Here is a 12,749-nt window from a genome sequence, read left to right as displayed (position 1 = left end):
AAAGCAATTTAGTTACTAGCGAAAGTCTCGCCATTATATTGAGTCACTAAACAGTCTTTGCCTTTTTCCTTGAGCATTTTACAAAAGTCAGAACTGAAGGATTTATTCAAAAATGGACCCACTTTAAGCTGATACATAGTGCGTCCATTTACTTCCTTTTGGTTAACCAAGGGCACTAAACCATCAAAATACGTTGGGTAGCTTTTCAACAATACATTCCAACCACGAATGGCTTCATCACGATTAGCATAAGAAGCGACTTGAACACCATAGTCTTGTTGTTTTGCAGTTGCTTGTGGATCAGACATGGTAGGTGAAGACATAGCTGGGGCAGCAACAACCGGAGGTGCCGCTTTATTCATCTCTATGTTTTCTTCTGCGCTAACAGCCATAGAGTCTGAATTATCAGTTTGTCCCTCAATAGGCGCTTGCATAACTGCTGGTGCGACATTCACTGCAGCCATACTTTCGTCAGCTATCAAGTTATTCTCCACCCTATCATCTGACATTGATTCAGGTGCGACAGGCGATGCCTTGCCTTGTTTTAGTGCCGCCACTTCCGCTTCTAGCTCATCAATACGATCTAACTTCGATTGCACTGCTTGCCATTGCTCATCATGAGTACGAACTTTGGTTTGCAAATCTTCGTAGGTCATAAAGGTATTTTTATCACCAACCGATGAACAAGCAGCTAATGATAATCCAGCCATCACCACAATCAGTTTTTTGGACATTCCCATTCTTTTATTCTCCATGTACATCATTAAATCTTACGGCTCACTATTAAACACCGATTTAGGCGGCTCTCTATGAAGCAAATAGCAAGTACTGTCCCCACAAAATTAAGGCATAACGAGCTGCTTTGCCAATCAAAACCAAAGGTAAAAAATACCAAATAGGTGTGCGTAACACTCCTGATACTAAAGCAATCCCGTCGCCGACAACAGGTAACCAAGTAAATAATAAGCTCCAGACGCCGTATTTATTAAAAAAACGCTCTGCTTTTTGTCGCGTTTTAGGGGTCACTGGAAACCATTTTTTGTGCTCAAAACGCACCAAATATAAGCCCAGAAACCAATTTGTTAAACCACCAAGCGTATTCCCCAAACTTGCCCAAAGCCATAGATAGAATACTGACAAATTGACGTCATTTGCATAGTAAAGCAACAAGCCTTCCGACCCCAAAGGCAAGACAGTAGCAGACAAAAAAGAAACCAAAAATATGAACAAATAATCTAACACTGTTTCTCTCTATCTACTTTTATTAAGTTACTCGTTAAATACAAAAACATTGATTCAGCTCAATTTTATCTACTAGGCAATGTATAAAAAAACACTTACTCTAGAGAGTATGGCCATTTTCTATATACATCAGCTATTTAAATAGCTCCATGTACTAATTCTCAAAAGTCTCGTGTCGAAAGACTAATAACCAATCCCAATATAACGGAGCTGGCATGCTGGATCGCATTAACGATATAAAAATTCGCTACAAGTTATGGGCTATTATCGGACTTATGTCCATGGGAACAGCGGCCCTGATTCTAGTCTCTCTTTCTTCGCTATTTAACAGCCACGTAGACGCTCGAAAAGATAGAACGCAAGATATTTTAGATATCGTCAACACCACACTATCTCCTATTTATAGAAAACAAACCAATGGTGAAATAACCGCTGAAGAAGCCAAACAACAAGCTATTTCACTACTGTCTGAATTCCGTTATGGTGATCAACAGAGCCTATGGATCATCAATAAAAACAGTCGAGCTTTACTCAATTCTCCAGCGACTTATCGTAGCAGCACATCGCCCTCTTCGCTCATTGATGAACTAAACAAAGCGCAGGCATCGACTTCTAAAAAGAATTATCAAACTATCGAATTTGAGTATCAAGGTAATGATGGCAAAGTTCATCGAATGATTGCCAGCGCATCTACATTCAGCCCTTGGAACCTGACCATTATCGCTACCGCGTCTATGGATGCCGTGATCAGCTTCTTCTTAAAAGCGCTAATAGATTATGCCATTGTTGTGGGTCTATTGACCGTATTGGTCGGCGGGACCGCTTTGTATATTATCCATTTGGTAACAAGTCGTGTGACCTCTCTATGCAAAACAATGACATCCGTACAACACTCAGGCGATCTTACACAGCGTGTTGAGTTTACTGGTCAAGACGAAATGGGCGAAATGGCACGAGCATTTAACAGTATGATGAATGACTTTCAGTCCATCGTGCGCAATGTTAGCCATTCCAGCGAGACCTTAGACAGCATCGTTGGCCAAACGAATAATTCGACCACTAAAACAGCTCAAGGTGTCGCCAGACAATTATCCAACACAGGCAAAGCAACAGAGCTGATGCAAAGTGTAATGACCTCGGTTGAAGATACCCTTGCCATTGCCGAACAAGCCAATAACACAACACAAGAGCTTGGCCAACATTCCAAACAAGGCCTTGGCGTCATGGATAAAGCCAATCAAGATATTCAGCAACTTTCTATTGAAGTTGGCGATGCCGCGAAACAGATTCAACAATTGCGCGAAGACGTGACTCATATTAATGATCGATTAGGCATCATTGCCGAAGTGGCAGATCAAACAAACCTGCTAGCACTAAACGCAGCCATTGAAGCAGCCCGTGCTGGCGAACAAGGTCGAGGCTTTGCGGTTGTTGCTGACGAAGTTCGTCAACTTGCCCAGCGCTCACAACTTGCAGCCACAGAAATTGGCGGTTTAATCGATCAATTGACTCAGCAAACACTAAATACTGTTGAAGTGATGGAGTCCGCCAGAAGTACAGCGAACCAAGGTGCTGAACAAACTTCACAGGCAGGACAAGCCTTTACTCAAATAGCTAATGGCGTACTTTCTATTTCTAAGTTGAACAGCAGTATTAGCAAAGCCGCTGATCGACAATTTGAGTCTTCACAAACCGTCAATAAGACACTCGAAAGCATTGCAAGCATTTGTGAAGAAACCAATCACAATTCCACAGACATTCAAACATCGGTAAACAATCTACAAGATTGCGCCAGCCAATTACGTCAATTGGTTCACCAGTACAGTACTTAATTTTTTTACTATATAGAAAGAGGTGATGACCTTAAAAAATCATGACCTCTTTTTCTTTCTTCTAAAACTTATCCTTGCGTCATAAAACATTAAACAACGCACCTTAAACTGCATTTAAGCTCGATTTTATGCTCAAACATTGTGCATAAATGCCTGACTTGATTGAAATCTCGACATTTAAAAAAATTAAGTGAAAAAGAAGCTTCTTTACTGCTTTAACTTCTTGGTGAGTCACATTATGTTTGGGTATAGTGGTTTTAGACTTAATTAGTACTATAGTACGAACTGAGCTTTAGGCCTAAACAACAGAGTTTTATAAAGGATCGAACATGGCGTCTGATACGCAAGATAAGCTAGATTCTCTTTATCAACATATCCAAGCGGTCATACTAACCCGCCAGCACCCAGTAACAGGGCTTTTTCCTGCTAGCACAAGCATTAATAACCACGGTAACTACACCGATGCTTGGGTGCGAGATAATGTCTACAGTATTCAAGCCGTTTGGGCCCTACATCTGGCCTACAAGCGAGCGTCCAATCCACAAAAACGTGCCAATGAACTTGAGTTCGCCTGCATAAAAATGATGCGCGGCTTACTGTTCGCTATGATGCGCCAATCCCATAAAGTGGAAGCCTTCAAGCACAGCCTAGACCCAAAAGACGCACTGCACGCCAAATACGATACAAAAACCGGTTTAGAAGCCGTCGCTGATGATGCTTGGGGCCATTTACAGATTGATGCCACCAGCTTTTATTTGCTGATGTTGGCTCAAATGACCAAAGCGGGCAGCAAGCTGATTTTTTCTCGAGATGAATTCAACTTCATCCAAAACCTTATTTATTATATCTCTCGTACGTATCGCACCCCAGATTATGGTATTTGGGAGCGTGGTAATAAGGTAAATAATGGCAAGGCTGAAATAAACGCCAGCTCTGTAGGTATGGCAAAAGCCGCCATGGAAGCCATGGATGGATTAAATTTATTTGGTGAAGAAGGCCCTGAATGGGCGGTCGTGCATTCCTTTGCGGATGCGGTTGCTCGAGCTGGATCGGTATTACAATCCTTATTACCTAAAGAATCTCGCTCCAAAGAAGTCGACAGCGCCATTCTTAGTATCATTGGCTTCCCTGCCTTTGCAGTGAACGATGAAAAATTAACACGTCGCACACGTAAAGAAATCATTAGCAAACTGGGTGGCGAATATGGCTGTAAGCGCTTTCTTTTAGATGGTCACCAATCTGAACTGGAAGACCAGAGTCGAATTTATTACGAATACGATGAGCTGATTAACTTTGAACACATAGAGTCCGAATGGCCGCTATTTTTCACTTATCTTTATATCGACCGCTTATTTGCCCGAGACTGGGAAAGTGCCAACTTCTACCGCCATAAACTCGAATCGTTGATGGTCGAAAAAGACGGTCAAATGCTGTTGCCAGAACTCTATTATGTGCCGCAAGAAAATATTCTCGCGGAGAAAGAAAAACCGGGCTCTCAAAAACGTGTGCCTAACGACAATCTACCTTTGGTTTGGGCGCAAAGTCTGTTTTTAGTCGGCAAAATGCTCGATGAAGAGCTCATAACGACTGACGATCTAGATCCACTTGGTTTGCATCGTATTCAGCACAGACCAAACAAAGTCACCACTTCGATGGTTATCTTGGCACAAAATGACAAGGTCAAACAAAAACTTATAAATGCTGGCTGTCTTTGCCAAACCTTAGAGGACATTGCACCACTTAAAGCCATCAGTGCTGACCAATTGGTTCAAACCTACCGTCATCTTGGCGCCTCTGAAACATTGGGTCTAAAAGGTCGCCCAAATCGAGCTTTAAATAGCTTGGCTACCTCTCAGGCGTTTAGCATCAATGACGAAAGTTATTTGTGTTTATCTTGGATTCAAAACGAAGACAAAGACTACAGAAAAATTGACCCTAGCCTATTCCAAGCACACATTCGTAACGAATTAAAAACCATCGCTGACCATTGGTACTATCAAGCGAATGCCGTTTTCAGCATACTTATTGATGAAGCCATGAGCGAAATGAAAGGCAGTGACGAATTATTTGAATTTATTCGCTTATTGCAAAAACGGGAACATGAAGAATTCCGCGTCATTCCTCAATCAGCTAAAAATGCCTTCAAGTCAGGTAATAGACGCGCCATTATCATTAGCTCGCTTGACCATAAACAGTTAGAAACAAATTTCCCTGTTCACGATACACTTTGGCCTTTAGCTGACAAACCAAAGCCCTACGATGTTGCTGCTATAAATACAGCCGAAACCGATGATTTGCTTGCTCGCCTAGTAGATCAACCAAGCTTAGACGAAGCGGTCGATTGCTTGATGGAGCTTGGGGGACGCCGTGCATTGATGAACACCATACCAGATTCAACGCCCGCCATTACCGCTTATAAAGTATTGAACAGTGTCTATCTGCAAGCACTAATTTCAGAGAACTGGCGCCCAGCTCGACAGATGTATTCTCTCATTTTGAAACCATCAACCGATCTAGCAACCTATATTGCCGACATTACGGTTCGACAGCGTTTATTAGTCATTGGTGAAACACCCGAAACAGAAGTCGATATTCATTCGCCTCTGCACCAAGATGCCATTTTGGACATGCTTAGAAGTGTTTCCTCTTCGCCAATCGGCTTGGTCATTTGCCACGAGTTAATAGCGATTGCAGGCACTTTAATTAAAGTACATCCGGAGTTTTTCTCTGGCGTGCGTACTATTCGTGTTCATAACTTGGCCATGCTTTGCGCTCGACAGTTTGATCCTGAAGACGACGCGCCAGTTTTTGACACATTATCTAAGGTCTCCCCTAGCGAGCTTTACGAAGCACTCACTCAAGTGTTACAACAGAAGCACGATGAGTACGCCCATGTGGCGAACAACATGCGCTATCACAACAGTACTGATGCACAAAGCAAGATGAAAGACGTCGACTGGTTTGACTGGCGTTCTGAGCAAGGTATGATCACTAAGCTACCTGAGTCTATGTTATTGCAGTTATGGGGAAGCTTAAGCCATGCAAATACCATTGTATTTGGTGATTCGCAGAGCAATACCGCGTTAGATTGTAAACGCGCTCTTAGCTCAATGACACCAGGCGAAGATACCTTTGCTCTGCTGATCGAGACCTTAACATCAGACATTCATCCTAGCTGGTACAAGAGCCTAATTTTTGAGGGCTTATATGCCTTCATACAGTTTTGCCAGCAACATAAAAACTGCAAATTTGAGCAAGAAATCAACTTGCCCGTGTTAGTTACTCAAGCCGCTTTGGATCATGCTAAGCAACATCAAGCAGAACATCCAGAAGACAGTAGAGCAGAAGCGGCATTGGATGAATTTGCACAAATAACACCAAACAAAGTAAACCAATATTTGCGTTGGGCAGTGAGCAAACTTCACAGTCATCAGCACCAACACTCATCGAGTTAACACGCTCACTCTTGCTGGAGAAGTGAATGGATTTAATAAAAAACGCCCTAATTAATGATGTGCTGAGTGCACATTGTTCAGACCCATTTGGCTGTTTAGGACTACAAGTATCTCCTTCTAAAAAAGGTTTATCGTTACTGGTTTGGCAACCAGAAGCCATTTCTATTCGTGTATTAGCCATAGACTCAGATAAAGAACTCGCCACAATGAGCGAGACCAATGACAAAGGCCTGTTTCACGCTGAATGGCCAAAAGAAAATACGCGCTTTCATTATCGCCTTGAAATTACTTATAAAGACAAAAGCACGTATACAATGGTTGATCCCTATCAATTTCCTAATACGACTTTTGTCGACCCTGAGCACCATCAAGCGAGTCAATACAAAAGCCAAGGAGCGATTCGTGCTGCTGCCAAGGTAAATGATCAACTCACTATTCAAGGCACACGCTTTGCCGTTTATGCACCAGCCGCTCGTTCCATCTCTGTGGTTGGCGACTTTAATGCTTGGGATGGTCGTATTCATCCTATGTCGAGTAATGGTGATGGCATTTGGCGATTGTTTATTCCAGATGTTAATCACGGTGCTCGTTATAAGTTCGAGATTCGCGCGAAATCCGGCGACATTCTTCCTCATCGTAGCGATCCCTACGCGCAGCGTATTGAACAATATCCGTCCTTTGCCAGCGTAACCTGCTTTGATAATAAGCACGCTTGGCAAGATGACACTTGGGTTAAACGCCCTATCGAAGACATTTATGAAAAACCCATGAGCATTTATGAATTGCACATCGGCTCATGGCGTCGCAAAGGGGATAATCAGCCGCTAACCTATCTGGAAATAAAAGATCAGCTGGTTCCATATATCCAAGAAATGGGCTACACGCACGTTGAGTTATTGCCTATTACCGAATATCCATTCGATGGATCTTGGGGTTATCAGCCTGTTGGTTTGTATGCGGTAACCTCTCGATTCGGTACGCCTGAAGATTTCAAAGCCCTCGTGGATGCGCTTCACCAAGCCAATATCGGCGTGATTATGGATTGGGTTCCAGCACATTTCCCTGCAGACAGTCATGGCTTGGCGAACTTCGATGGTTCCAAGCAATATGAATACCCAGATCCTAAAAAAGGCTGGCATCCAGAATGGAATTCGTTGATCTACGATTTTGGTAAAGAACACGTTGTAAATTACCTAATCAGTAATGCCGTTTATTGGCTAGAAGAATTCCATATCGATGGATTGCGCGTTGATGCCGTGGCCTCTATGTTGTATCTGGATTATTCCCGTGAAGACGGCGAATGGATTCCCAACAAAGACGGCGGCAATCACAACTACGAAGCCATTGATTTCTTACGCCGTTTAAACGAAACCGTGTATCTGAATCATCCGCGCTGCTTTACTGTCGCGGAAGAATCTACTGCGTTTCCAGGCGTATCTAAACCAACTTACATGAATGGTCTGGGCTTTGGTTTCAAATGGAACATGGGCTGGATGAATGATTCTCTGGATTACATAAAAAAAGACCCAATTTATCGCCAACATCATCAAGGCGAGCTTAGTTTTAGCATGGTTTATGCTTTTGATGAGCAATTTGTACTACCAATTTCTCACGATGAAGTGGTACACGGTAAAGGCTCAATGATCACAAAAATGCCTGGGGATGCTTGGCAGAAATTCGCCAATCTGCGCGCATTTTCGGCTTACATGTATTTCCATCCAGGTAAGAAGCTGAACTTTATGGGCAACGAGTTTGCTCAAGGTCAAGAGTGGAGTCATGAGCGCTCTTTGGATTGGCACTTGTTAGACACGGATTACCATAAGGCCCAGCAATCTCTGTCCAAAGACTTAAACCATCTATATAAAAACGAAGCGAGTTTGCAGTTTGATCATTCTTATCTAGGCTTTGAATGGATCAGCTACGACGACAGCGCCAACAGCATCTTAGCCTTTGCCCGCAAAGCAAAAAACAGTGATGAACACACTGTGGCTGTGATTAACTTCACCCCAACCCCCCATGGCAACTACCGTATTGGTGTGCCCAAATCAGGCCGCTACCAAGTCGTCATGGATACGGATGAGACAAGCTACACTGGCAGTGGCTTCGCTAAAAGCAAAGAATACGATACACAGGCTATTGTCAGTCATGGCCGCGACCAAAGCATTGAGCTGCAAGTGCCACCACTGGCTGGTGTTTTGTTAAAATGGCTAAGCGAGTCTTAGCCTTAAGTTCAAACCTAAATATCAGCACAAGCAAAGCAACAGTTCGACCACAGCATCTAGAGGTATTCATGAACCAAACGCAACACGTTTCCAATGGCTCCCCTTTTCCTCTAGGTGCTACCGTCACCAAAGACGGTGTTAACTTTGCCGTGGTTGCTGAAGATGCCATCCAGTTAAATTTGTGTTTGTTTGATAACGAAGGCAATGAACAGGAGCCAATACCTTTTATTAATAAAAATAAAGGGATTTGGTATATGGAAGTGCTCGGTTTAACAGAAGGCCAGCATTACGGATTACGGGCAGAAGGCGAATTCAAACCTGAACTGAAACAACTCTACAATAAGCAAAAGCTGCTGATTGACCCTTATGCAAAAGAACTAAGCGCCAAACTGGTTTGGCACGAAGATCAAGCCGCGATCACCAAAGAAGGCCAAGCACACCAAACCGATTCCGCATATTGTGTGCCTAAATCGATTGTTCGCACTATCGAAGCAAAGTCAGGTCGTCCTGAAAGAATAAAAGTCACCCCTTCAAGTCGTGCTTTATATGAATTGCACGTTAAAGGCTTCAGTAAAAACCTGCCCATTGAACGCGAGCTGCAAGGTACTTATCTTGGTGTTATATCTTCCGCTGGCATTGAACATTTAAAAAGCCTAAACATCACCACAATCCAGTTAATGCCTTGCTTCAGTTTCATGACAGAACGTCATTTAGAGCAATTAGAACTCAACAATTATTGGGGTTATAACCCGATTAGCTTTTTTGCAGTAGAGCCCTCTTACGCCATAAAAGACGCGATTGTTGAGTTTCAACAAATGGTAGATGGATTACGCCAAGCAGGTTTTGAAGTGATTTTAGACGTGGTGTATAACCACACTGCTGAAAGTGAAGTAGACCAATCCAGCGTGTGTTACCGAGGCTTAGACAATGCACGCTACTATCGCCACCAAGATGGCCAATATTTGAATTACACGGGCTGTGGTAACTGTATCGATACCTATAGCCCCACCAGCATTCGTCTTATCTGCGACAGTATGCGTTATTGGGTCGATGTCATGGGTGTAGATGGTTTTCGCTTTGATCTAGGTGTCGATCTTGGTCGAACTGATCACGATTTCACGGCAAAAGCACCGTTATTACAAGCCATTCTCCAAGATCCTGTTTTAAGCGAAACCTGCCTTGTCATGGAACCTTGGGATATTGGTCCAAACGGCTATCAAGTCGGGCAATTTCCCAGAGGCTTTCTCGAATGCAACGACCAATACCGAGATACCATTCGTCGTTTCTGGCGCGGTGATGGCGCTCAAGTACCTGAATTCGCAACTCGCCTTATGGGATCAAGAGATTTTTTCCATAAAGGGCAAAAGAGCGCACTTAATTCGGTTAACTACATCACTTATCATGATGGTTACACTATGAAAGACTTGGTGTCTTATCATCAGCGTCACAATCTCGCCAACATGGAAGAAAATCGAGATGGCCATGGTGACAATATTAGCCAAAACTTTGGTGCCGAAGGCGAAACAGACGACCAAGAGATTCAACAGAAACGCTTAAATCAGCAATTATGTTTTATCGCGACGTTATTATTAAGCCAAGGTACACCGCACATTTTGGGTGGTGACGAACTGTCCCATAGCCAACAAGGCAACAACAACGCCTACTGCCAAGACAACGACATTACTTGGCAAACTTGGCAAGACATAGATACGGCAACAAGCCATGCAAGAACAGCAATCCAAGACACCATAGCAACACTGATGGCATTACGTAAAAGCTATCCGGTTTTGGCTGAAATTCGCTTAGAAGACGACCCACTCTATCAACACACAACATCGGATAAAATCCATTGGCTAAACGAACATAGCGAACCAATGTCAATCGAAAACTGGGCGGATGACAGCCGACATTTTATTGCATTAACGCTCACACCCGCGGATCTTTCTAACAGCTTTTGGATTGTTTTTTACAGCAGCGACGCACCACTGAGCGTTCCATTACCAACAGGCAATGACGAGGTTGAAACGCTTTACCAAACGCCTGGTCTATCCATCAAAAACAGTGCTCTCCATTGCGCTTACCGAGGTGTTTTTGTGGGTAAGTTTTAATCAGCCCGAACGTCGTCATTTTGATTAAACTGCAAATCCGCCAATCGCTTATACAAGGCACAGGTTGCAAGTAATTCACTGTGCGTGCCTTGGGCGATTATTTCCCCTTGCTCCATCACAATAATTCGATCTGCATTCAACACAGTTGCCAAGCGGTGAGCAATCACCAAGGTGGTTCTTCCCTTCATAAGTGGTTCTAGAGCCGCTTGAACCTTGTTTTCACTTTCCGCATCTAGAGCGCTGGTTGCTTCGTCTAACAACAAAATCGGAGCGTCTTTTAATATCGCCCGAGCAATGGCTACACGTTGCCTTTGGCCACCAGACAAACGCACGCCGTCTTCCCCTAAACGCGTCTCATAGCCTTTGTCTAAACGAGTAATAAATTCATGGGCATTGGCTTGTTCTGCGGAATGTTGAATCGATTCCTTGCTGGCGTTGCGATTGGCATAGCCCAAGTTATCGTAAACGGTTTGGTCGAAAAGAACCGTCTCTTGTGGCACCAAGGCAAAGCGCTGACGTAAATCCTCTAAGGAATACGCTTTAATGTTCTCGCCAGCCAAGTAAATACCGCCTTCTTGAGGATCATAAAAGCGCAGAAGCAATTCAAATAGAGTCGACTTACCCGCACCTGATGGCCCAACTAGAGCCAACATCTCGCCTTGTTTAATGGAAAACGACAAATTCTTTAACGCCGCATAATCCGGTCTTGTTGGGTAACGAAATTCGACATTTTTAAACTGAATGATTGCTTCGCCTTGACGGATCTTAGCCATATCCTGAGAAGAAAATTCGCTAGATCCACTGACCACTGCACTTTTAGCGCTGAGCAATTCCATTATACGCTCTGCCGCACCCGCAGCCCGTTGCAGCTCGCCCATAACCTCGGAAATAGCACCAACGGCACCAGCAACAATAATGGAGTAAAATAAGAAACTCGCCAGATCACCAGCACTGATGGCACCAGAGATGACATCTTTTCCGCCAAACCACAGCATCACGCCAATGCCACTCATGGAAAGCAAAATAACCATTAAAGTGAGCCAAGAACGTTGTTGAATACGTTTCACACTCACATCAAAGGCTCGATCAACCGTGGCTGAAAAACGCTGAGCATCATGTTTTTCATGAGTGAAAGCTTGTACCACTTTTATATGGCGCAGTGCTTGTGATAAATAGCGCCCGACATTGGCCACTTCATCTTGGCTATCACGTGAGAGTCGGCGTACTCGTCGTCCAAAATACACCACAGGAACAATGACAAAAGGCACACAAGTCAGCAAAATAAGCGTGAGTTTAAAATGCATCACCAATAAGAATAAGATCCCACCTATCAGCATCAAACTGCTGCGCAAAGCAATCGATAAAGAAGAGCCAATCACACTCTGCAAAAGTGTGGTATCGGAGGTAATACGGGATTGAATTTCACTTGGAGAATTGTCTTCAAAAAAGGAAGGAGACAAGGTAAGCAGGTGAGCAAAAACGGCTTGACGAATATCCGCCACCACGCGCTCACCTATCCATGACACCAGATAAAAGCGACAAAAGCTGCCAATACCCAATAAAAACACCAAACCGATAAAAATAATCAGGGCGTGAGTTAAACCCGCTTCCGATCCAGAAGCCAAGCCTTGATCAATAAGGAATTGTACACCCTTACCCAAGCTCAACATGGTACCAGCGGTAACGACCAAGGCAATCAAGGCCATTACCATCTGGCGTCGATATGGACGCAAAAAAGGCAGGAGTGTTTTTATTCCGCTATCAACTTTTTCCGACTTGTTCATCTGTCAAAACCACCACAAAGTAATAATGACCGTCACTATAGCGTATCTGAGCTATCGCAACTGGGTAAATACCGAGTAGAGATGGCTCATTGCTAAACACTTTTTA

The 12,749-nt window shown here is 43.6% G+C and carries 7 protein-coding genes; 4 read left to right on the top strand and 3 right to left on the bottom strand.

The window, feature by feature from the left end; genetic code table 11:
- Nucleotides 1-8: 8 nt before the first annotated feature.
- Both KDW99_RS06430 and KDW99_RS06425 read right to left on the bottom strand, forming a co-directional pair.
- Complete coding sequence (locus KDW99_RS06430; RefSeq protein ID WP_255828467.1) at nucleotides 9-740, bottom strand: SPOR domain-containing protein; 732 nt, start codon at nucleotides 738-740, stop codon at nucleotides 9-11.
- A gap of 67 nt (nucleotides 741-807) precedes the next feature.
- Nucleotides 808-1,242, bottom strand: coding sequence for a YqaA family protein (locus KDW99_RS06425; protein ID WP_255828466.1), 435 nt, complete (start codon nucleotides 1,240-1,242; stop codon nucleotides 808-810).
- A 215-nt stretch (nucleotides 1,243-1,457) separates the two neighbouring features.
- On the opposite strand from KDW99_RS06425, the gene KDW99_RS06420 reads away from it, so the two are divergent.
- From KDW99_RS06420 to glgX, 4 genes are all read left to right on the top strand, one after another.
- Nucleotides 1,458-3,074 (top strand): methyl-accepting chemotaxis protein, encoded by a 1,617-nt coding sequence (locus KDW99_RS06420; RefSeq protein ID WP_255828465.1) that lies wholly within the window; start codon nucleotides 1,458-1,460, stop codon nucleotides 3,072-3,074.
- Between the two features lie 329 nt (nucleotides 3,075-3,403).
- The gene (locus KDW99_RS06415; protein ID WP_255828464.1) at nucleotides 3,404-6,529 is read left to right on the top strand and encodes a glycoside hydrolase family 15 protein; all 3,126 of its coding nucleotides are present in this window, start codon (nucleotides 3,404-3,406) and stop codon (nucleotides 6,527-6,529) included.
- A 26-nt stretch (nucleotides 6,530-6,555) separates the two neighbouring features.
- Complete coding sequence (glgB, locus tag KDW99_RS06410; RefSeq protein WP_255828463.1) at nucleotides 6,556-8,751, top strand: 1,4-alpha-glucan branching protein GlgB; 2,196 nt, start codon at nucleotides 6,556-6,558, stop codon at nucleotides 8,749-8,751.
- A 68-nt stretch (nucleotides 8,752-8,819) separates the two neighbouring features.
- Nucleotides 8,820-10,859, top strand: a complete 2,040-nt coding sequence (gene glgX, locus KDW99_RS06405) for a glycogen debranching protein GlgX (protein ID WP_255828462.1) — start codon at nucleotides 8,820-8,822, stop codon at nucleotides 10,857-10,859.
- On the opposite strand, the gene KDW99_RS06400 is transcribed toward glgX, so the two are convergent.
- Entirely contained in the window at nucleotides 10,856-12,643 is a 1,788-nt protein-coding gene (locus KDW99_RS06400) for an ABC transporter transmembrane domain-containing protein (RefSeq protein ID WP_255828461.1), read from the bottom strand. The genes glgX and KDW99_RS06400 overlap by 4 nt on opposite strands.
- Nucleotides 12,644-12,749 lie beyond the last annotated feature (106 nt).

The sequence above is a fragment of the Marinomonas rhizomae genome (assembly GCF_024397855.1).
Taxonomy (GTDB): Bacteria; Pseudomonadota; Gammaproteobacteria; order Pseudomonadales; family Marinomonadaceae; genus Marinomonas; species Marinomonas rhizomae_A.
The sequence above is the reverse complement of the archived record's forward strand: the minus strand, read 5'-3'. Positions and strand labels throughout refer to the sequence as shown.

What these genes read in the sequence shown, in the direction of transcription:
- KDW99_RS06430 (WP_255828467.1), bottom strand. Translation starts at nt 740, where the DNA reads ATGGGAATGTCCAAAAAACTGATTGTGGTGATGGCTGGATTATCATTA.
- KDW99_RS06420 (WP_255828465.1), top strand. Translation starts at nt 1,458, where the DNA reads ATGCTGGATCGCATTAACGATATAAAAATTCGCTACAAGTTATGGGCT.
- KDW99_RS06415 (WP_255828464.1), top strand. Translation starts at nt 3,404, where the DNA reads ATGGCGTCTGATACGCAAGATAAGCTAGATTCTCTTTATCAACATATC.
- glgB (WP_255828463.1), top strand. Translation starts at nt 6,556, where the DNA reads ATGGATTTAATAAAAAACGCCCTAATTAATGATGTGCTGAGTGCACAT.
- glgX (WP_255828462.1), top strand. Translation starts at nt 8,820, where the DNA reads ATGAACCAAACGCAACACGTTTCCAATGGCTCCCCTTTTCCTCTAGGT.
- KDW99_RS06400 (WP_255828461.1), bottom strand. Translation starts at nt 12,643, where the DNA reads ATGAACAAGTCGGAAAAAGTTGATAGCGGAATAAAAACACTCCTGCCT.